Source organism: Chitinophaga arvensicola, assembly GCF_900110835.1.
Taxonomy (GTDB): Bacteria; Bacteroidota; Bacteroidia; order Chitinophagales; family Chitinophagaceae; genus Chitinophaga; species Chitinophaga arvensicola.
Genome location: NZ_FOJG01000003.1, coordinates 25,443 through 47,238, shown reverse-complemented (window position 1 = coordinate 47,238; position 21,796 = coordinate 25,443). Strand labels below are relative to the sequence as shown.

The 21,796-nt window shown below is 47.4% G+C and carries 21 protein-coding genes; 9 read left to right on the top strand and 12 right to left on the bottom strand.

The window, feature by feature from the left end; all coding sequences use genetic code 11:
- Positions 1-10: 10 nt before the first annotated feature.
- The 6 genes from BMW79_RS33290 to BMW79_RS33265 are packed head-to-tail and all read right to left on the bottom strand — an operon-like array spanning position 11 to position 5,811.
- Positions 11-1,258, bottom strand: coding sequence for an aminotransferase class V-fold PLP-dependent enzyme (locus BMW79_RS33290; RefSeq protein WP_089904661.1), 1,248 nt, complete (start codon positions 1,256-1,258; stop codon positions 11-13).
- A 7-nt stretch (positions 1,259-1,265) separates the two neighbouring features.
- A complete protein-coding gene (gene sufD / locus BMW79_RS33285) occupies positions 1,266-2,585 on the bottom strand; it encodes a Fe-S cluster assembly protein SufD (RefSeq protein WP_089904658.1) in 1,320 nt (439 codons plus the stop codon).
- Between the two features lie 8 nt (positions 2,586-2,593).
- Positions 2,594-3,358 carry a Fe-S cluster assembly ATPase SufC gene (sufC, locus tag BMW79_RS33280; protein WP_089904654.1) on the bottom strand — a complete coding sequence of 255 codons (765 nt, stop codon included), beginning with the start codon at positions 3,356-3,358 and terminating at the stop codon, positions 2,594-2,596.
- Positions 3,359-3,400: 42 nt separating this feature from the next.
- Entirely contained in the window at positions 3,401-4,846 is a 1,446-nt protein-coding gene (gene sufB, locus BMW79_RS33275; RefSeq protein WP_089904650.1) for a Fe-S cluster assembly protein SufB, read from the bottom strand.
- A 13-nt stretch (positions 4,847-4,859) separates the two neighbouring features.
- On the bottom strand, positions 4,860-5,186 hold the full coding sequence (locus BMW79_RS33270) for a HesB/IscA family protein (protein ID WP_079467721.1): 327 nt from the start codon (positions 5,184-5,186) through the stop codon (positions 4,860-4,862).
- 55 nt (positions 5,187-5,241) lie between these two features.
- On the bottom strand, positions 5,242-5,811 hold the full coding sequence (locus tag BMW79_RS33265; RefSeq protein WP_089904645.1) for an NADPH-dependent FMN reductase: 570 nt from the start codon (positions 5,809-5,811) through the stop codon (positions 5,242-5,244).
- Between the two features lie 138 nt (positions 5,812-5,949).
- Between BMW79_RS33265 and BMW79_RS33260 the strand changes: the two genes are divergently transcribed.
- Entirely contained in the window at positions 5,950-6,591 is a 642-nt protein-coding gene (locus BMW79_RS33260; protein ID WP_089904641.1) for a helix-turn-helix transcriptional regulator, read from the top strand.
- 204 nt (positions 6,592-6,795) lie between these two features.
- On the opposite strand, the gene BMW79_RS33255 is transcribed toward BMW79_RS33260, so the two are convergent.
- Genes BMW79_RS33255 through BMW79_RS33240 form a run of 4 tightly spaced genes read right to left on the bottom strand, consistent with a single transcriptional unit; the run spans position 6,796 to position 9,443 of the window.
- Positions 6,796-7,881: an acyl-CoA dehydrogenase family protein gene (locus BMW79_RS33255; RefSeq protein ID WP_089904638.1), complete on the bottom strand. Its 1,086-nt coding sequence runs from the start codon at positions 7,879-7,881 to the stop codon at positions 6,796-6,798.
- Between the two features lie 26 nt (positions 7,882-7,907).
- On the bottom strand, positions 7,908-8,324 hold the full coding sequence (locus BMW79_RS33250) for an EamA family transporter (protein WP_089904635.1): 417 nt from the start codon (positions 8,322-8,324) through the stop codon (positions 7,908-7,910).
- A gap of 54 nt (positions 8,325-8,378) precedes the next feature.
- On the bottom strand, positions 8,379-8,876 hold the full coding sequence (locus BMW79_RS33245) for a GNAT family N-acetyltransferase (protein WP_245752776.1): 498 nt from the start codon (positions 8,874-8,876) through the stop codon (positions 8,379-8,381).
- 9 nt (positions 8,877-8,885) lie between these two features.
- Positions 8,886-9,443: a GNAT family N-acetyltransferase gene (locus tag BMW79_RS33240; protein ID WP_089904632.1), complete on the bottom strand. Its 558-nt coding sequence runs from the start codon at positions 9,441-9,443 to the stop codon at positions 8,886-8,888.
- A 143-nt stretch (positions 9,444-9,586) separates the two neighbouring features.
- On the opposite strand from BMW79_RS33240, the gene BMW79_RS33235 reads away from it, so the two are divergent.
- From BMW79_RS33235 to BMW79_RS33215, 5 genes are all read left to right on the top strand, one after another.
- Complete coding sequence (locus tag BMW79_RS33235) at positions 9,587-10,267, top strand: response regulator transcription factor (RefSeq protein ID WP_089904866.1); 681 nt, start codon at positions 9,587-9,589, stop codon at positions 10,265-10,267.
- Positions 10,268-10,270: 3 nt separating this feature from the next.
- On the top strand, positions 10,271-11,641 hold the full coding sequence (locus BMW79_RS33230; protein WP_089904629.1) for a sensor histidine kinase: 1,371 nt from the start codon (positions 10,271-10,273) through the stop codon (positions 11,639-11,641).
- A gap of 70 nt (positions 11,642-11,711) precedes the next feature.
- Positions 11,712-12,995: a TolC family protein gene (locus tag BMW79_RS33225; protein WP_089904626.1), complete on the top strand. Its 1,284-nt coding sequence runs from the start codon at positions 11,712-11,714 to the stop codon at positions 12,993-12,995.
- Between the two features lie 14 nt (positions 12,996-13,009).
- Positions 13,010-14,119 carry an efflux RND transporter periplasmic adaptor subunit gene (locus BMW79_RS33220; protein WP_089904623.1) on the top strand — a complete coding sequence of 370 codons (1,110 nt, stop codon included), beginning with the start codon at positions 13,010-13,012 and terminating at the stop codon, positions 14,117-14,119.
- 18 nt (positions 14,120-14,137) lie between these two features.
- Positions 14,138-17,272, top strand: a complete 3,135-nt coding sequence (locus BMW79_RS33215) for an efflux RND transporter permease subunit (protein WP_089904620.1) — start codon at positions 14,138-14,140, stop codon at positions 17,270-17,272.
- 73 nt (positions 17,273-17,345) lie between these two features.
- On the opposite strand, the gene BMW79_RS33210 is transcribed toward BMW79_RS33215, so the two are convergent.
- A complete protein-coding gene (locus BMW79_RS33210; RefSeq protein WP_089904616.1) occupies positions 17,346-18,443 on the bottom strand; it encodes an AI-2E family transporter in 1,098 nt (365 codons plus the stop codon).
- A 142-nt stretch (positions 18,444-18,585) separates the two neighbouring features.
- Here BMW79_RS33210 and BMW79_RS33205 point away from each other — a divergent pair, with 142 nt between their 5' ends.
- Complete coding sequence (locus tag BMW79_RS33205) at positions 18,586-19,671, top strand: family 20 glycosylhydrolase (RefSeq protein ID WP_089904613.1); 1,086 nt, start codon at positions 18,586-18,588, stop codon at positions 19,669-19,671.
- Between the two features lie 57 nt (positions 19,672-19,728).
- Here the strand turns inward: BMW79_RS33205 and BMW79_RS33200 are convergent, their stop codons facing one another.
- Positions 19,729-20,649 carry a helix-turn-helix transcriptional regulator gene (locus tag BMW79_RS33200; protein ID WP_089904609.1) on the bottom strand — a complete coding sequence of 307 codons (921 nt, stop codon included), beginning with the start codon at positions 20,647-20,649 and terminating at the stop codon, positions 19,729-19,731.
- A 442-nt stretch (positions 20,650-21,091) separates the two neighbouring features.
- Between BMW79_RS33200 and BMW79_RS33195 the strand changes: the two genes are divergently transcribed.
- Complete coding sequence (locus tag BMW79_RS33195) at positions 21,092-21,331, top strand: hypothetical protein (protein WP_089904605.1); 240 nt, start codon at positions 21,092-21,094, stop codon at positions 21,329-21,331.
- A gap of 68 nt (positions 21,332-21,399) precedes the next feature.
- A complete protein-coding gene (locus BMW79_RS33190; RefSeq protein WP_089904601.1) occupies positions 21,400-21,747 on the top strand; it encodes a DsrE family protein in 348 nt (115 codons plus the stop codon).
- The last annotated feature ends 49 nt before the right edge of the window (positions 21,748-21,796 follow it).

Here is a 21,796-nt window from a genome sequence, read left to right as displayed (position 1 = left end):
ATTCACCTGTTTACAAAAGCATGGAAGCGGCTCTTTTAATGCCGGCTACCAGTTTGTCTATTTCTTCCTTGGTATTATAAAAAGAGAGGGATGCACGAACGGTACCGGGGATCTGGAACAGATCCATCAGTGGTTCGGTGCAGTGATGCCCGGTTCTTACGGCAATGCCTTGCTGGTCCAGCAGTTCACCCATATCAAACGGGTGAATGTTGTGTACCAGGAAAGAGATAGCGCCGCTTCTTTCCGCCGCATCCCCGATAAAGCGGATCCCATCGATCTTACGTAGCTCCTGCATAGCGTATTCCATCAGCTCTTCTTCCCATTGCTGGATTTTGGAGATGCCGGTTTGCTGCAGGTATTCAATAGCAGTACCCAGGGCGATGCCGCCGGCGATGTTCGGGGTACCTGCTTCGAATTTGTACGGCAGTTCGTTATAGATCGTTTTTTCGAAAGTAACGGTTTTGATCATATCGCCGCCACCCTGGTAAGGGGGCAGTTTATTGAGCCATTCTTTTTTGCCGTAGAGTATACCTGTTCCCGTTGGTCCATATATCTTATGGCCGGAGAAAGCGAGGAAATCCACGTCGAGCGCCTGTACATCGATACTGATGTGCTGAATAGCCTGGGCGGCATCCAGCAGTACCGGTATGTTGCGGGCATGGGCCAGTGCAATGATATCCTGTACCGGGTTCACGGTGCCCATGGTATTGGACACATAGGTAACCGATACAATTTTAACGGAATCATCGAGCATGGCTTCAAAGGTATCCATCTTCAGTTCACCCCGTTCATTGATCGGGATTACTTTGAGGGTGGCGCCGCTATCTTCGCAGGCCATTTGCCAGGGCACTATATTACTATGGTGTTCCATGGCAGAAATGATCACGCTGTCGCCTGCTTTGAGGAAACGGCGGCTCATGGTGCTGGCTACCAGGTTGATGCTGGCGGTAGTTCCGCTGGTGAAAATGACTTCATGCGGGTCTGCTGCGTTGATATAGCCGGCAACAGTGATGCGGGCTTTCTCGTAGGCGTTGGTGGCTACCTGGCTCAGGTGATGCACACCACGGTGCACATTGCTGTTATATTCTTCGTAATAGCGGGCTTCCGCATCTATTACTACCTGTGGTTTCTGCGTGGTGGCTCCGTTGTCGAAGTAAACCAGCGGCTTACCATGTACCTGTTGCTGCAGGATAGGAAAATCCTTTCTGATCTGCGTTATGTCCAGGCCTTCGGTTATTATGTGAGCAACATGTTCCATCGTAAAATTAGTTATTCATGATCTCCGCAATCTGCTCCTGCAGGAAATGTTGCAGGGCAGGTACCTTTACCGCGTCTGTAATGTCGTGGGAGAAGGCGTTTACCATCAGTGCTTTTGCCGCATCTTCACCTATGCCGCGGGAGCGGAGGTAGAACATGGACTCTTCACTGAACTGACCGGCAGTAAAACCATGGCTGCACTTTACGTCGTCGGCATAAATTTCCAGTTGTGGCTGGGAATTGATATCCGCTTTGGTACCGAGCAGGAGGTTGTTGTTCTGCTGGAAAGCATTTGTTTTCTGCGCTTCCTGGTGTACAAGGATTTTACCGGTGAATACCCCGTTGGAGCTATCCAGCAGTACGCCTTTGTACAGTTCATTACTGTTGCAGTCCGGCATGATGTGATCCATAAAGGTATGGTTATCGACATGCTGGTGTTTACTGGCAATATATAAACCGTTCAGATTAGTTTCGGTATGACTGCCTTTCAGGGCCACGCTCAGGTTGTTACGGGTGAACGGGGTGTTGGGCAGGGTGAAATTAAAATGGTGGTAACGGCTGTCTTTATGTTGTTGTGCCGCAGTGGTATGTACTTCCCGGAAGCTTTCGGCTCCCTGCTGGATGTTGTAATGCCAGAGTTCTGCGTTTTCCATCACTACGGTTTCCAGTACGCTGTTGGCGAATGCAATGGTAGCGGTTTCCGGGTGGATAGACGTTTCAATGATGGTAGCTGCCGCGTTTCTGTTCAGCACCCACAGGTGGCGGGGTTGAATGAAGGCGTGCGCAGTACAGGAGTAAACGTTTACTACATGTATGGGTTTATCGACCACGGTATTGGCAGCCAGTTCTATATACAGTCCGTCAGCGAAGAGGGCGGTATTAAGCTGGGCCATTGATTCAGCGGCCAGGTGTTGTTGTTCATTGAAATAAGTCACAAAACCGGTAGCGGTAGTATTGGCACTCATGGCGCCAATGGTGATACCTTTACCTTCCGGAAGGGTAGACTGGTCCGCCTGCAGGTGACCGTTTACCAGCACAACGCGGTAGCAGTCCAGTTCAGGTATGGCAGTGCTGTTCACTACGTCTTCTGCAACAGCAGCAGCGGTGGTGAGCAGTTCATAAGGAAACTCTTTCAGGTAGCGCTGAATATTCGTGTAGCGCCATGCTTCCGTTTTCAGCGTAGGCAGGCCTATCGTTGAAAAGCGCTCCAGGGCTTTGCGGCGGATGTCCTGCAGCGTGTCTGTAGCGAGGGCCGGAACCTGTGCCGACAGCGCATTTACATCTTCAGTTAACGCCTGGTAAAATGGCAATATCATATCGCTTGTCATAGTTCTTTTTATACAGATTCTTTCAAATGTAATTCCTCTTTCAACCAGTCATATCCTCTTTCTTCCAGTTCCAGTGCGAGTTCTTTGGTACCGGTTTTGATGATACGGCCGTTGTACAATACATGCACGAAGTCAGGTATAATGTACTCCAGCAGGCGTTGATAGTGGGTAATCACTACGAAGGATTTTTCTCCATCGCGTAATTTGTTTACACCATTTGAAACAATACGGAGGGCATCGATATCCAGTCCGGAATCTGTTTCATCCAGGATAGCCAGTTGAGGGTCCAGCATCGCCAGTTGGAAAATTTCATTACGTTTCTTTTCTCCACCGCTGAATCCTTCGTTGAGGGAACGGTTCATGAGGTTGGAGTGGAAGTCAACCAGTTGTTGTTTTTCCTTGGTCAGCTTCAGGAACTCTCTTGCTTCGAGGGCAGGAAGGCCTTTATACGCTCTGATTTCGTTCAGGGCAGTTTTGAGGAAGTTGAGGTTAGAAACACCTGGAATTTCTACGGGGTACTGAAAAGCGAGGAAAACACCTTCGCGGGCGCGATCTTCCGGAGCCATATCCAGCAGATTTTTGCCGTTGAACCAAACTTCACCTTCGGTGACAGTGTAGTTATCACGTCCCGCCAGAACAGAAGCCAATGAGCTTTTGCCGGAACCGTTAGGTCCCATGATAGCGTGCATCTCTCCTTTGTTTATTTCGAGATTAATGCCTTTCAGAATTTTTTTCCCTTCTACTTCTGCGTGCAGATTTTTAATCGTCAGCATGATTGTTTTATTTCGTTCTGTATGTATTAGCTGGATAATGAATTATCCAACGCTTCCTTCCAATGTAATAGATAATAATTTCTGTGCTTCTACTGCGAATTCCATCGGCAGCTGGTTCAGTACTTCCTTCACGTAACCATTTACGATGAGGGCTACTGTTTTTTCGCTGTCGATACCTCTCTGATTCAGGTAGAAGATCTGGTCTTCCCCGATTTTCGAAGTGGTGGCTTCGTGTTCGATCATCGCTGTTTTGTTCCTGGATTCGATATATGGGAACGTGTGGGAACCGCATTGGTTACCGATCAGGAGGGAATCGCACTGGGTAAAGTTACGGGCATTGTCTGCGCGTGGACCCACCGATACCAGACCGCGGTAGCTGTTATCGCCACGACCGGCGGAGATACCTTTGGAGATGATACGGCTTTTGGTGCCTTTACCGATGTGGTGGATCTTGGTACCGGTATCAGCGATCTGTTTGTTACGAACCACTGCTACGGAGTAAAATTCGCCTTCAGAATGATCACCCTGGAGGATTACGCTTGGGTATTTCCAGGTGATAGCGGAGCCGGTTTCTACCTGTGTCCAGGAGATCTTGCTGGCAGTGCCTTTGCAGATACCTCTTTTGGTCACGAAGTTATAGATACCACCTTTACCGTCTTTATCACCGGGATACCAGTTTTGAACGGTAGAATATTTTATTTCTGCATGTTCCATCGCTACAAGCTCTACTACGGCCGCATGCAGCTGATTTTCATCACGCATGGGGGCAGTGCAGCCTTCGAGATAGCTCACATAACTGTTGTCGTCTGCAATGATCAGGGTACGTTCAAACTGGCCGGTGTTCTGGGCATTGATACGGAAGTAAGTGCTCAGTTCCATCGGGCAGCGTACGCCTTTGGGAATGTAAACGAAAGATCCGTCGGAGAAAACGGCAGCATTAAGGGCAGCAAAGATATTGTCCGTGTGAGGTACAACACTACCCAGGTATTTTTTTACCAGGTCAGGATGTTCCTGTACTGCTTCACCGAAGGAGCAGAAGATCACACCCATTTCTTTCAGTTTTCCTTTGAAAGTGGTGGCAACGGATACGCTGTCGAATACCGCATCTACGGCCACACCGGTGAGGGCTTTCTGTTCATTCAGGGGAATACCCAGTTTGGCGAAAGTGGCCAGCAGTTCCGGATCTACTTCATCCAGGCTGTTGAGCTGTACTTTCTTTTTAGGGGCGGCATAATAGGAAAGGGCCTGGAGGTCTAATTCCGGCATTTCAAAATGCTGCCATTTGGGGAATTCCATTTTCTTAAACGCGGCAAATCCTTTCAGGCGCCATTCGAGCAGCCATTCAGGTTCATTTTTCTTCGCCGAAATAAAACGGATGATATCTTCATTGAGCCCCGGAGGAGCCATATCCATTTCAATATCGGTGCTAAAGCCAAACTCATACTCCTTATTGGCTATATCATCAATTATTTCGTTACTGTTGATCATACAAGTTTAATATTTAAACCGCAAAGCTTTCGCCGCAGCTACACGTTCTGGTTGCATTTGGATTGTTGAAGTAGAGGCCTTTTCCGTTGAGTCCATCAGAATAGTCCAGTTCTGTACCATACAGGTACAACAGGCTTTTCATCTGTACTACTACTTTTACGCCTTTATCTTCAAAAACCTGGTCGCCTTCTTCTTCTGTTGCTTCAAATTTCATCACATATTCGAGACCTGAGCAGCCACCACCCTTCACGCCTACACGCACAAAGGTGCCTGGCGCATGATGTTCTTTCTCCATCAGCGCTTTGATATATTCTCCTGCTTTTTCTGAAACGGTTATCATACTCAGAATTTGTTTTGATTAGCTATTTACCGGTTTCCCGGCCTTACCTTCCGATTTATCCTTCAATACCAGCTACAACATGCGATTTTGCCGCACACAGTAACTGCACCATGGTATCCAGTTTGTTTTTATAGAATGTAGTGAACCCGCGGGTCTCCGGGTCATACAGGTTGTCTTTCAAAATTGGCAGGGAGTAGGGTAATACCCATGCCCTTAACGCCTTGGCCACTGCATCCATTGCATTTATTCCCTGCATGGCCTGGGTGCCGTCCGCCCAGGACAGCAAAGCTACAACCTTTCCTGTTAAATAAGGACGTTGGTTCTTACTTGTCATCTCCAGCCAGTCCAGACAATTTTTCATGGCGCCCGTCATACTGCCATGATATAATGGTGTCATCCATATATGAAGATCAGCCTTCGTGAACGCTTTTACCATAGCATCTACTGCCGGTGGTTTTTGTCCTGCCGTGGCGAGGGAGAAAAAGGGAATGTCAGTGTTACCCAGACTGAAAATCTCCGGGGAGAAACCCTTCTCTTTCAGTTGTTCTGTCAGATATGCCGCCAGCTGGTTAGAAGTGGCATACGGACGATCATCTATTGCACCATTAAATATCAGGACGTTCATTAATATTTAACTTTTAGAGATATAAGTGATTGTGAGATTAAGTTTTGATGAAAGTCTTCTCACAAGCACCAAAATCCCAAAATCTTTTTTTTAGCTTTCACAAAAATACCGATATTTGAGAATAAAACAAGTAAGAACTTGGAAAATTATCCAACACGAACCAAGAATGCTGCCGGACGGTTTTTGACACTGATCAAGACCCGGGGACCGCTGTCCGCAGCTGAACTGGCCAACGAATTGGGTATTACCGGAGAAGGGGCCAGGCTTCAATTGCTGAAACTGGCAGAAGAAGGATTGGTGCATTCAGAAAGTGCTTCCAAGGGCGTTGGCCGCCCTGTTTTAATATGGAGTCTTACCCCCCTGGGTAATGCCCGTTTCCCCGATACACATACCGAACTCACCCGCCAATTGATCCAGACCATTAAGAATGTACTGGGTAAGGAAGCGCTCGATAATGTTGTAAACGCCCGGGAGAAAAATCAGCTGGAAAAATACAACAGCGCCCTCGAAGGAGTGGCCGGTCTGGAAAACAGGCTCACCTCGTTTGCCGCCATCCGTTCCGGGGAAGGCTACCTGGCAGAATGGAAAAAGGAAGGAGATACCTATTATTTTATAGAGAATCACTGCCCTATCTGTTGCGCCGCCACGGAATGCGATAACATCTGCACCTCCGAAATGCGCACCTTCGTCAGTATTCTGGGGGAGAAAATGAACGTTTCCCGGATGGAACACATTATCAACGGCGCCCGCCGTTGTGTTTATAAGATCGAATCAGCATAAGTTATTATATAAGATAGTGGAGGTCCGTCTCATTGCGAGACGGACTTTTTTTATGGTCAACTAAAGGGCCTAGCCGTAGTTAAGCCCTATCCAAAATATAGTTCGGCGCCATATAACCCATCCCTGTAAGATAGCTGTTATCTATGGTAGAAGTAGCGCTGTGATCCGGGGTCAGTGCGGCCATTGATCACTGTTCCCGGCCCTTTAGGCAAAAGTGAGCAGGGCATGCTGACTGGCCGTATGAATATCCCGCCACACCCGGTTGATCTCCGTTTCTTTCCTGGCGGCTTCCAGTCCGCAGTAAGGATACAATGTATCACAAAGCTCCCTCGCCGTATGTGCAAGCTGCCTGCTGGTGGCGCTTACCTTTTCCAGCAACACCGCCGGTATCTCCTGTTGCGCCAACAACGTTTCCCACGAATCCTCAAACGCTGTATAGAAAGCTGTTCTGGCATGCTGTAAGGACTGTACACTATTTTCCAGCAGCGCCTCAAAAGCCAGCACCTGTTCCGGCGTATACTTTTTTTGCCCGGACCTTTTCCGGAAAGTGGCTTCCACCAGGGCCAGGAAATGTTGCCCCATCCCGGCGCTGTTCACGGCCAGTGTGGTTTCCGCCAGTTGGAGGAAGGGATAGTCAAACCCGGGACTGCTTACACGGATCTCCTCATTGATCCGGAATGTGCGGTTCAACGGCACTTTTACCTGTATGGCTTCAAAAGCATGGCTGCCGGTAGCCACCATGCCTACATAAGACCATCCGGGTATAATATTTACTTCTTCTTTCCGTAAAATAAAAGAAACAACTTCCGGCTGGCCGGCATCATCCAATACAGGAGTACCGTCGGGGAGCAATAAGGTGCAGTTGGCAGTAAACACCGTGGCATGCAATGCACCGCTGGCATAGCGCCAGGTACCGTTCACGAGGTAGTGATCTTCGTAACGGGTCGCTGTTCCGCCTATTTCGCCGCTACCGGCGAAACATACTTTTGGATCAGCGAATAAGGTATGGGCAAGCTCCGGATCGAGGAAGCCTGCAAACCATCCGGCACCGCTGCAAAGCGTCACAGTCCAGCCCAAACTTCCATCTGCGGCTGCAATGGCCTCTTCCAGTTTTAATATTTCCGGTAGTGTTTTCCCCGGACCCCCATATACTTCGGGTACAAATAATTTAAACCATCCTTTTTCCCAGGCCATTTCCAGCCACGCAGGATGAAGGGTTTGCAGCTGTTCTGATTCAGCGGCATATTGATGAATGGTGGCAATGGTTATTTTATCTAACATCTCTTTCATGGTTGCTGTGGCTGTGACATACAGCTTTATTTCAGGATCAGTACCAGCGTACCGGCGATGATCAGCCCTGCGCCGATAGCGGTTTTCCAGGTAATTGCTTCCTGGAGGAAAATGGCGGAAAGTACAATGGTGAGGGCTACACTGAGTTTATCGACCGGTGCTACCTGCGACACTTTTCCTACCTGCAGCGCTTTGAAATAAAAGATCCAGGAGCAACCGGTAGCGATGCCGGATAAAACAAGAAAAAGTAAGCCGTGTCTGGATACTGCGCCTAATGTTTTATATTCTCCCCGGGCAAAAACAATGGCCCAAGCCAGCACCAGTATCACGATGGTTCGTATAGCCGTGGCCAGGTTGGAAGGAATATCGGCTACCCCGATCTTTGCCAGTATAGCCGTTAATGCCGCAAAAAAAGCGGATAACAACGCATAAATCCACCACATAATTTCCTGATTTATAGTTCAAAAATATACCTGGAAACTGAAGGAATATTGTAGTTAAATCTTTTTACCCAGGATCTTCAGGCTTCTTTCTACGCCATCGAGTACCGCGATTTCCGGCAGATGTGCCCATTCTTCAAAACCCATATTCATGAAGAGTTTCAGACTGGGCTCATTGTGTGCAAAGATGAAACCCAGCAGTGTTTGCACACCGAATGAAGGTGCTACCGCGATGGCATGCTGCAGTATCGCTTTCCCCAATCCTTTTCCACGCGCACTTTCCGCCAGGTAAATACTTACTTCTACCGTAGCATTGTAGGCCGGACGCCCATAAAATGATTGAAAGCTCATCCAGCCTGCATTATTGCCTTCAAAATCTATCATCCAGAGCGGACGATGATCGGTATTGTGTGCATGAAACCAGGCCAGGCGGCTTTCTACAGTTACCGGTGAAGTGTCTGCCGTGACCATTCTGCCGGCTATTGTACTGTTATAGATCTCAACGATCCGTGGCAGGTCTTCTTCTGTTGCATGTCTGAATTGCAAACTTGTCATAAATAGAAATTAAAAAATGGATTCCCGGGTATGTTCCTGTCTTAAAAGACTGTATAGTTCTGCGTTTACAAATTTTCCTTTTTCAAAGAAGGCGTCTCTGAGAAATCCCTCATAGCGGAAACCCAGACTGGACAACAGTTTGGAAGAGGCGATGTTTTCCGGGTCCACGAAAGCTTCAATGCGGTTGTACTGCAGTTCCTCGTAGCCATAGCTGAGCATGGCGCTGATGGCTTCTTTCATAATTCCCTTCCCCCAGTAATCCGGGTGCAGGTCGTAGCCGATTTCTGCTTTGAAATGAACCTTACTGATCTTGTGATAACCGCAGGTGCCCAGCAGTTCTTCTTCTTTCTCTTTAAACGTGATGGCCCAACGCATGCCTTCTTCCTTTTCAAGACTTTCCCTGAAAAACTGGATGATATGCGAAGCTTCACTGATATTGGAAAAGGAATCAATGTCCATATATTTAGTGACCGCATCCTTTGAAAAGTGCCTGAACAGGGCGGCGGTATCTTTGTCTTCTATGGGTCTCAGCACCAGGTGACTGGTACTTAAAACAGGTAAATGCATGATCCGGTTGCCGATTTAGGTTGCAGCAAAGCTAACAGATATTGCTAAATTGTCCATGTGCCGCTTGATTTTAATCCTACTTTAATGAGCTCCAGCGTAAACATTCCTACTTTTGCGTGGTTATTGCTTATAATAATGCAGATATGAAAATACTGGTTATAGAGGATGAAATAAAAGTGGGCGCCTTTATCAAAAGAGGGCTGGAAGAACATCACCACCAGGTGGAAGTGTTTACAGACGGACTTGCCGGTCAGCAGGCAGCTTTGGAACAGGACTATGACCTGATCCTGCTGGACCTGATGCTGCCCGGTATCAACGGAACAACTGTATGTAAAAACCTGCGTACGCTGGAAGTGAGCACGCCTATTTTAATGCTCACTGCCCTGAATGCCACCCAGGATATTGTAGAAGGGCTGAATGCCGGGGCTGATGATTATCTGGCCAAACCTTTTCATTTCTCGGAACTCATTGCGCGGGTCAACGCATTGTCCAGACGAAAGAGTCATTTTCACCAGGAACAGTCCATTCTTACTTTTGCGGATCTCCAGCTGAATACCAATACCAAAACGGCCAACCGGGAAGGTCAGGAGATTGTGCTTACTGCAAAGGAATACGCCTTGCTGGAGCTACTGCTCCGCAATACCGGTAAGGTATTGTCACGCGCCCTGATTTCGGAAGCGGTCTGGGGACTTGAATTCGATACCGGTACCAATACCATTGACGTCTATGTTAACTATCTCCGGAATAAAATAGAAAAAGGCTTTACCGGCGAAAAGCTGATCCATACTGTAGTAGGCATGGGTTACGTGATGAAACAGAAATAGCTTATGAAGATCCGGCACCGCTTATCGCTGCAGTTTACGCTGATATCAGGTATCATTCTCACCATCGTATTTATACTGATTTACCTGTTGTCTGCACAATACATCCAGAACAGCTTTTATAAGCTGCTGCAGATGCGTGCATTGGTAACTGCCCAGGTGTACCTGGAGAAAGATGAGCTGACCAAAAAGAAGTTCCTCGAAATAGAAAAGACCTACCGGGAACGCATACCCGATGAGTCCAGCAATATCTACGATCAGCACAACCAGGCCGTATTTATAGAGAAAACAAGATATAACTGGCCGGTATCGTTGCTGGAAACCATCCGTCATAAAGAAGTGTACCGCTTCCGTTTCCAGGAAGAATCCGGGCTGGGTATTTACTATCCTGATAACCAGGGTGATTTTGTGGTGATTGTTACCGCAAGGAATATGGCCGGCATTCAGCAACTGAACTATTTATTGTGGATACTGATTGTGATGTTTTTTATTGCATTGCTGATCACCTTTATTATGGGGCAATGGTACGCCAGCAGAGCGTTGGGACCAATCAAAAGTATTAACCGGCAGGTGCAGAAGATCCGGTCCAATAACCTGCATATGCGCGTGCAGCAGGGACGGAATAAAGACGAGATCGATGAACTGGCCACTAATTTCAACGGACTGTTACAACACCTGGAACAGGCCTTTGATATGCAGCGGTCTTTTGTATCCAATGCCTCGCATGAACTGCGTACCCCGCTGACCACCATTATCGGCGAAATAGAAGTAACGATGCAGAATACACGTAGCAGGGAAGAATATATTCAAACGCTGGGTACCTTGCTGGTAGAATCGGAAAAGCTTAAGATCATTACGGATGGCCTGTTACAGCTGACCCGGGTAGATGCCAATCTTACCGATGCCAACAGTGAACTGATCCGGATGGATGAATTGCTGTGGGAAATGGCCGAATACTGGCGGCATAAAACTCCTTCGCTGCGGCTGCATGTAAAACTCATCGGCCTGCCGGAAGATGCTTCCCTGTTATGTATCCGGGGTAACCGCTCCCTGATGCTGCTGGCTTTGCAGAACATTATCCGGAACGCGTTTAAATTTTCGTATAACCGTGATGTTGATTGCCAGCTTTCCTATACCGACAGCGGAATGGTGCTTTCTGTAAGCGATCGTGGTATCGGGATTGATGCGGCAGATACAGAGAAGATCTTTATGCCGCTTTACCGTGCAGATAATGCCCATAACTTCGACGGTTATGGGATCGGGTTATCCATGACCCAGAAGATCCTGCACCTGCACAAGGCTACTGCTACGGTGAGCAGTGTACTGGGACAGGGAACTACTTTCAATATTTTCTTTACCCCCGCTCATAAATTCTAATTTCGTTTTAACTTCATTCTAATAGACAGCTAATAGGGCAGTGCCATCTTTGCAACGAAAAAAAAGTTGTATGATCCTTAGATTAGCACTGAGCACCTATCTTGTACTGTTCGCTGCGCTGTTCCGGATGTCCGCATCTGCACAGACCAGCGATACGCTGAGGCTTTCCCTGCCCGACGCAGAACAATTGCTCCTTCAAAAAAGTATTCCCTTACTTACGCAGCGTTACAACATTGATTCTGCCAAAGCCGGTATTATCACCGCTAAGTTGTGGGATAATCCACAGGTGACCTTTGAAAATGCCCTGTACAATCACACCACCAAAAAGTGGTTTGATTTCTCCTATGAAAGTCAGAATACCTTTCAGGCAGAGCAGCTGTTTAAGCTGGCGGGCAAGCGGAATAAGGCCGTGAAACTGGCCCAGAGCGGGGTGAAGATGAGTGAATACCAGTTTTATGACCTGCTGCGTACCCTGCGCTTTTCGCTCCATGACAATTTCTACGACCTTTATTATAAGCAACGTTCGTTGCAGACATTTGCCAGCCAGATTGCTTTTCTGCAAACCGTAGTCACGGTATTTACCGCGCAGAAAGAACTGGGAAATATTGCGCCAAAAGAAATTGTGCGTATCAAATCCATGCTGTACGATCTGCAACATGATCACCTCGCCCTGCAACAGGATATCCAGGAAACACAATCCGACCTGGCCCTGCTGATCCGTGTGCCGGCGGGTACCGTGATACAGCCGGTTTTACCGGAAGGGATGAGCGATAAACCCCTGGCAGCGCAACAAAATTTTCAGTCGCTGCTGGACACCGCAAGGGCCAACCGCTACGACCTGAAAATTGCACAGGAAACCGTTAACTATAATAACCTGAACCTGCGGTTGCAGAAATCGATGGCCGTGCCGGATCTCCAGGTGGGCTTCGCCTATGATAAACAGGGCAACTTTGAACGCAACTATAACGGGTTGAATGTATCGATGCCATTACCATTCTTTAACCGTAACCAGGGAAATATCAAAATAGCCAAAGTGTCGCTGGAAAGCAGCAAACTGCAACTGGAAGGACAGGAAGATCAACTGGCGCATGAAGTCATGAACAGCTACCAGCAGGCGCTGAGAACAGAACAGCTGGTAGGTGAGTTTGATCCGGGCTTTGAAAACGAGTATACCACCATGATGAATGAGGTAGAGAAAAATTTCCGCCTGCATAATATCGGTCTGCTCGAATTTATTGACCTGTATGATGCCTATAGAAATAATGTGCTAAAAATGAATGAGCTGAAATACGACCGGTTGCACGCATTGGAGTCACTCAATTTCAGTACCGGCACACCTATCTTTCATCCCTGAAAAATTTTCCTTACATGCAAAATCTAATGAAACGTTATATACCTGCAATTGTTATTATTTCATCCATCAGTGGTATCATCACCAGCTGCGGCAGCAAAGCGGTGTCTGAAGAACCGCGTACATGGGCGCTTTCAGACTCCCTGCTCCGCACGCTGGTTGTTGATACAGCCACAGCCAGACCAGTGGAAAATGAAATTCTGCTGACAGGAAAGATCACCGAGAATGAAGACAAAACCGCCCGGATTTTTCCGATGGTAAGCGGTATTGTGACCGCCGTAAAAGTTCATTCGGGCGACTTTGTCCAGAAAGGACAGGTGCTGGCTATCATTAAAAGCCCTGAAATGGCAGGGTTTACAGCAGATCAGCGCATCACTGCCAACGATATGCAGACCGCGAAACGGAACATGGAAGTGGCGGAGTCTTTCTATAAGAGCGGATTGAATTCCCGGCGGGAGTATGAAGAAGCCAAAAGTGAGTATGATAAAGCCGTGGCAGCCCACAGCAAATCACAGGCGATCCTGGATATCAATGGTGGTGGTCATCAGACCAACTATGCCGTGAAAGCGCCGGTACCCGGATTTGTGATCAGCAAACGGGCCGCAGAAAGTATGCAATGGCGGCCCGATAACACCGATCCTATTTTTGTGGTGGCCGACCTGAATAATGTGTGGGCGATGATCAACATTTTTGAATCCGATATTGCGAGTATCCGTGAGGGTGATAAAGTACAGATGAGTACGTTGTCTTATCCCGATAAAGTATTTACGGGTACGATCGACAAGATCTACAACGTGCTGGATCCCGAGAACAAAGTGATGAAAGCCAGGGTGATCGTGAATAACCCGGGTTTCCTGCTGAAACCGGAGATGTTTGTACGGGTAAAAGCCAACCGTCATTCTGATAACAACATTGTGAGCATCCCTTCCCGTGGGATCATTTTCGACCGCGACAAATACTATGTACTGGTGCGTTCCAATGCGAAAAGTGGTGTGACCGTGAAAGAAGTGAAGATTGATAAAACCAGCGAGGGTAGGGCCTTTATCAGTTCCGGCCTCCAGGAAGGCGACCGGGTGATTGCATCCCGGCAGGTATTCATCTATGAAACGCTGAAGGATCAGCAGTAACACCAAAAGGCCACAACTATGAACAAATTCATTAAGCGAGTCCTTGCTTTTTCATTAAGCAATAAATATTTCATTTTTTTTGCCACCGGAGTATTGGCCATCGCCGGCTATATCAGCTTTAAGCAGATCGGCGTGGATGCCTTTCCGGATGTGACAAATACTTCTGTTACCATTATTACCCAATGGCAGGGAAGAAGTGCCGAAGAAGTAGAAAAATTTGTTACCCGGCCGATAGAAATTGCCATGAACCGGGCACAGAAGAAAACACATATCCGTTCCTCCTCCCTGTTCGGGCTTTCCGTTGTAAAAGTGATTTTCGACGATGATGTGGATGATACCTTTGCACGGCAACAGATCAACAATAACATTACCTCGGCATCGCTGCCCGATGGCGTAGACCCGGAGATAGAGCCGCCCTATGGCCCTACCGGGGAAATTTACCGCTATACCCTGCAAAGCAGCAAGCTGTCGGTGCAGGAGCTGAAAACCCTGCAGGACTGGGTGGTAGAGCGCAACCTGCTCTCTGTACCAGGGGTAGCCGATATCGTAAGTTTTGGGGGAGAAGTAAAAATCTACCAGGTAACGATTGATCCCGATAAAGCCGTGCAGTACGATATTACGGCCCAGGAAATGTTCCAGGCATTATCGAAAAGTAATATCAACGTAGGTGGGGATGTGATCGTGAAAAATGCCCAGGCCTATGTGGTGAGAGGTATCGGGATCCTCAATAATACGGAGGAAATCAAAAATATCATTGTAGATCATATCAATGGTACACCCATCCTGGTAAAGGATGTAGCCGATGTGAGCATAGCAGCGCTGCCAAGACTGGGCCAGGTGGGCCGCGACCAGGATTATGATGTAGTGGAAGGTATTGTGGTGATGCGCAAAGGAGAAAATCCCGGCGTGGTGATCAAGTCACTGAAGGAGAAGATTGCGGAGCTGAATACACGGATTTTACCGGATGATGTAAAAATCAAACCCTTCTATAACAGGGAAGACCTGATTGATTTCTCTACACATACCGTGTTGCACAATATGATCGAAGGGATCATTTTTGTAACGGTGATCGTATTCCTGTTCATGGCCGACTGGCGCACCACGATCATTGTATCCGTGGTGATTCCGCTGGCACTGCTTTTTGCCTTTATCTGTCTGCGTATCAAGGGAATGAGCGCCAACTTATTGTCGATGGGGGCGATAGACTTCGGGATCATCATAGATGGGGCCGTGGTGATGATGGAAGGCATCTTTGTGATGCTGGATCACCAGGCGAAGAAAGTAGGGATGGAACGGTTTAACAAGCTGAGTAAACTGGGTATGATCCGTAAGGCCTGCCTTGAAAATGGTAAGGGTATCTTCTTTGCCAAGCTAATCATCATCACCGGGTTGCTGCCCATTTTTACGTTTGAAAAAGTAGAAGGTAAGATGTTCTCTCCGCTGGCATGGACCCTGGGTTTTGCCTTGCTGGGTGCATTGATCCTGACTTTTACCCTGGTACCGGCACTGGCCAGTGTGCTGCTGCGGAAGAATGTAAGGGAGAAACACAACGTATTCCTGGAATTTATCAACCGCACTACGTTACGGATCTTTAATTACTGTTTCCGTCACCGGCGTATAGCCTTTACCGTATCGCTGGTCGTACTGGCGTTTGGGTTATATTGTTTCCGCTTCCTGGGAACAGAGTTCCTGCCGCAACTGAACGAGGGGGCTATTTATATCAGGGCAACGGGCCCGTTGAGTACTTCCCTGGAAGAATCGGTGAAGGTGGCCAACGATATACGCCGTAAGCTGCTGACTTTCCCGGAAGTGAAGCAGGTAATGTCGCAAACCGGGCGGCCGAATGATGGTACAGATGCTACCGGGTTTTATAATGTGGAGTTTCACGTAGACATCTTCCCGCAAAGCGAGTGGAAGAGCAAGTTGTCGAAGGCCGCGCTGATAGAAAAGATGAACGATAAGCTGGATGGTATTCCGGGTATCACGCTTAACTTCTCCCAGCCGATCATGGACAATGTGGAAGAAGCCGTATCCGGCGTAAAGGGTTCTATTGTGGTGAAGTTGTTTGGAGACGATTTTAAATTGATTGAAAATAAAGAAGAGGCCATTGAAAAGATCCTGAAAGGGGTGCATGGTATTGAGGACCTGGGTATTTTGCGGAACATCGGTCAGCCGGAGCTGCGTATCAACCTGGATCAGCAGAAAATGGCGTTGTACGGCGTTACTACGGAAGATGCTAACTCGGTGATAGAAATGGCGATAGGCGGTAAAGCGGCCACCAGGATCTATGAAGGAGAGAAGAGTTTTGATCTCCGTATACGCTATCCCGAGAGTTTCCGGGAGAGTGAGGTATCGATCGGGAATCTAACGATACCGACTATACGGGGTAATAAAATTCCGTTGAAAGAGATCGCGGAGATCCAGCATATTGTGGGGCCCAGCATGATTTACCGTGATAAGCACATGCGATATGGCGCCATTAAGTTCTCGGTGCGTGGCAGGGATCTGGGTAGCACCATTGCAGAGGCGCAGTCGAAAGTAAATGAGCAGATCCACCTGCCGAAGGGCTATAACCTGGAGTGGGCGGGCGATTTCGAGAACCAGGAGCGTGCCACCAAGCGGTTAACGCAGGTAGTACCTATCAGTTTACTGTTGATATTCCTGATCCTGTTTATTCTTTTTGGAAAAATCAAGGATGCGTTGCTGGTATTGGGTAACGTGCCGTTTGCGATCATCGGGGGAATCTTTTCCCTGTGGCTGACGGGTATGAACTTCAGTATATCGGCGGGTATCGGATTCATTGCGCTGTTTGGGATCTGTGTGCAGAATGGTGTGATCCTGTTATCCAAGTTTAAGACGAACGTGCGAACCATGCACAAGGCATCTCATTTCAGCCTGGCGCATGCCATCCTGGAAGGGGTGGAGTCGAGGGTGCGGCCAGTAATTATGACGGCCATGATGGCGGCGATAGGCTTACTGCCGGCAGCTACCAGTATGGGTATTGGTTCTGAAACGGCGCGGCCGCTGGCACGGGTAGTGATTGGTGGATTGATCACGGATACCTTCTTCAACCTGTTTATTTTCCCGATCATATTCTATTGGGTTTACAGGCGGATGTTGAAGAAAGACACAGGTGATCCTGCATTAGCTTAGTTGGTGATTGATTATAAGAAGAAAGGCGTTCCGGATAGTCCGGAACGCCTTTTCGTTTATGATGATGATATTATTATTCTTCAGATGGTGCCGGTTTAATCACCTTTACCTTTTTGACCTTTACTTTTGATTCATCTCCCAGCAATATCGCCCATGGCTGCATTTCTTCTATATTCTGACAGATGATTTTGATAATGGCAATGGTAGGAATCGCGAGAAACATACCGGGGATGCCCCAGAGCATATTGCCCAATACCACGCCGATAATGGTAATGAGTGCATTGATCTTTACTTTGGAGCCCACGATGCTGGGGAACAGAATGTTACTGTCCAGCAGGTGCACCAGGAACAGGGCTATTCCTGCCTGGAGGGCCTGTATAGGCGTTCCCGTAGCCAACGTCACCAGCAGGATCAATATGGCTGCAGTTAAGATGCCTACATAGGGAATGATATTGAAGATGGCTGCCATTACGCCGAGTAGTATTGCATATTTGATACCCAGGATAAAAAACAGGGTGGTATTGAGTATGGCTACAATTACCATTTCAATCATGAGTCCTCCTACATAGCTTTTGATGATGGAGCGGGTACTGGCAATGACCGTCAGCAGTTTTTCGCGGTGTTGTTCCTGGAACATTTTTATCAGGAATCTGACCAGCAGCCGGCGGTAAAAGAGGATGAAAAAAGCGTACAGGAATACAAATACCACAAATATCAGCAGGGAAGAAAGTGACAGGAAAGTTTGGCTGATGAAGCTGGTGGCGGTACCCAATGTGCCCATCATGGCTTTTTCCAGGTAGTTCATCTGGGTGCTGGAATTGATATGGAATTTACTGTTTACCCAATCCTGGGTGGAGTCTATTACTGCCAGGAGCTTTTGTTGCAGTTGCGGGAAATCGGAGATAAAGGCTTCCATTTGTTTTCCCAGCAGCAACATGATCAGCAGGATACCCGTGATGAAAAGCAGTACGGCGATGATGGCGGCTATTCCACGGGGGATATGCCATTTCTCCAGCCGGTGTACAACGGGAAGCAGCATAATGGCGATCAGCATGGCGAACATGAGCGGCACAATAATGCCACTGCCTACATGTGCGATATAAATAATAAGGATAATCGAAAATAAGGTAAAGGTGAGTCTTGCAGTAAACGGTAGTTTAAACTCATTCATAGAGGTAGTGCTTTTATCAAAGATATTAAAAATCAAAGGTTATAACATTAGAATTCCTATTATACATCTGTTAAAGGGAAAAGGTTGCAGTTCCGCGCTGCATTCACTATTTTACTGACATGCCTGAAAAAATTTATGACTTATGAAAAAACTGTTTGCCCTATTTGTGCTGCTAGCCGGCAGTATTACGTTATCCTTTGCAAAACCCTTGCCACCGGATACGTTGCCCGTTCGCGGTTTCTGTATTGCAGCCCCCAGAGCGGAGGGACTGGCTCCTTTCCTCAAATTTATTGAAACGGAGCTGGCGCCCAGACAGATCAACACATTGGTGTTACGTGTTGATTTTAATTACCAGTTTAAATCGCATCCTGAATTGCGGGATGCCGGCGGTTTAACGGAGCAGCAGGTAAAGCAGCTGGTGCAAACCTGCCGGAAGTACAATATCCGGTTGATTCCCCAGATTAACCTGTTGGGGCATCAGTCCTGGGCGGGTACCACCACCAATCTGCTGAAAGTGTATCCTGATTTTGATGAAACGCCCTGGGTTAAGATGCCGGACAAATACGTGTGGCCGAATGCCGACGGATTGTACTGCAAAAGCTATTGCCCGTTGCATCCGGGTGTGCACAAAGTAGTATTTGAGCTGGTGGATGAAATCTGTGATGCGTTTGAATCCACTGCGTTTCATGCCGGCATGGATGAAGTGTTTTACCTGGGCGAAGATAAGTGCCCGCGCTGTGGTGGCCGCGATAAGGCCGAATTGTTTGCCGGCGAGGTATGGACCATCCGTAATCACCTTGCGCTGAAAGGGCGTGCCTTGTGGATCTGGGGCGACCGGTTGCTGGATGGCAAAACAACCGGGCTGGGTGCCTGGGAAGCCAGTATGAATAATACACACCGGGCGGCCGATCTGGTTCCAAAGGATGTAATGATCTGCGACTGGCATTACGAGCGTCCGGATAAAACACCGGTATATTTTGCGATGAAGGGTTTGTCAGTGATTACCTGTCCGTGGAGAATGCCGGAGAATGCGAAGTTGCAGCTGAAAGATATGTATGATTACCGGGCCAGCGCTACCAGTGAGCTGAAACCGAGGTTCCAGGGAATGATGCAAACGGTATGGTCAGATGCAGAGGGTTTTCTGAAGGAGTTTTATGGAACAGGGAAGCCACAGAAGGATACGGTGAATACGAGCGCCAATTGTTTCCGCGCGGTATTTGCGAAATAGGTGTAGGTTTTTACAGGGAGATGTGTTACGCATCTCCCTGTAAAAACTACGTATTTATCAATAATGTTTCTTTAGTAAGGGAATGTATATTTCAGAGTATTTGGAAGTATCCAGTGAGATAAAGAAGTGGTTCCCGCTCATCTTGAAAATGCCTTCCTTGCAGTTCATGCTGATGAAATTATACATGGGAATACCTGCGGTGGCAAAGTCCATGGGTACCGGCAGTTTAAGATAATAGCCGCCGGATATGCGTTTTGTCATCAGGTAACCATGATTATGCTGTAGCTGGATATGTGCAGCGATAGCAGTAGTGGGTACAAGGAGGCCGGCGAACATCGACAATTTCTCATAATCGGTGACCGGAACGGCATCGAGTGTGCCGGTAATAATCCTGCTTTGCGGCACATCGTATAAAGTCTGCATCTTTTTAAACAGGCCCTGGTAGAAATTCATCCTGGCGATCATTTCGGCGACGGGGTTTTGTCCCCGTGAAATGAAAGAGTAGTAGAGGATGCTGTCGGGCAGTTTTATTTTCTCACATCTGTCGTAGTTGAATAAGCCATGAAACGCTTCGCTGCCGATGGCGGCGGTGATGGTTTCTGTTATCTGCAGCGTTCTTTTTTCGTTGGGCAGGATCAGGATCCGGCGGAAATCTTTCGGGCTTTCTTTGAAGTGTTGTTTGAAAGCCTTGCTGAAAGCTGCTGTGGTAGCGTATCCGCAATGCTCGCCTATTTCGCCGATGTTGTACCCGCTATGCCGGAGCAGGCCGGCGGCAAGTTCCAGCCGGTGGCGTTTAACATAGTGCCAGAAAGGTTCTCCCATGTGGAAAGCGAAGTTGTGGTAAAAATAGGAGTAGGAGATACCGAGTCTTTCTGAAACATCTTTGATGCTGAATGGGTCGCTGACATGATCATCTGCATAGGAGAGTCCCTGTAATGCAAAATTTTCGAGTTGTTCTTTGGTCAGTAGGGCGGACATACAATACGGGGATTTTAAAGATTTTCATGGATCAAGGTACTGGTAACTTATAGCCGGATCAGTAGATAACTACATGAACATTATCCCTAATTTAATTTTTTTTATGATTATCGGGAGGGTAATTTTTGGGATCATTTTAGATGATTGATTTTCAATATAATAAGCGAGTTTATGCAGATTTAAAATTTTTAATATGTTGAAAAGTCATGCCGTAAACGGAAATAAATCCGAAAAAAGCTAAAACGGACAAACTGGTAATAACCGGAATATGTAGCTTCGTACCCGTGTCATGTTTACATTACCAGCCAGGCAATTTATACGGATTTTATAGCCATTAAAAGACATTTAGTCCTATCAATCCTGTGATGGAGTTGCGGTCTGCGCAACGCCATATTCAGACAGTTACCGAATAGTTGATACATCCAGCATAATCGCTTACTTTATGATCGTCCTCGTTATTATTCTGGCGTTATTACTGCTTCTGGCATGGGTCGTATTGTTGCGTCAGTTCAGGGTATTGATGACTGCAAACATCCGCCTGATAAAGGAGGAGCAGCAGGCAGCAGCAGTATTGTTCCAGTTGAAGGAGGCGAAGGAAAAGCAAAGTAAACTGGAGGAGAAACTGCGTAAAATGCAGTATGAGTTGTACCAGGAACGTCAACAGAAAGAGAATCATCATTGAAATAACATCCACCTTATATTGATGCGAATCGTTTTCCTGTTTGCCAATATTTAGTTAGGTTTGTTCCCATGCAAGTAGTTTTTCAGATCACATCTGCTGCATCCGATGCCCAGTTAGCCATGCTCGGTCAGCTTCACAATCTTCTTCAATACACAGATGCGCAAAAAACACGTATAGCCATTGAGGTGGTGGTACATGGTCAGGCATGGAATCTGCTGCTGGCTGCTGAAAATCCTTTAGCCGATAAAGTGGCGGTATTATATTCCCGGTCTGTACGTTTTCTTATTTGTCAGAATACCCTGAACAGCCATCAGTTGCCGGTAGCACAACTATTGTCATTTGTAGCTGTAGTGCCTGCGGCCGTTGCTCACCTGGTAGAACGGCAGCACGAGGGATGGGCGTATATAAGATGTTAGTTTAATTGTTTATGAGTTAATTGGTTTATTAGTTTATTTTTACATTTTA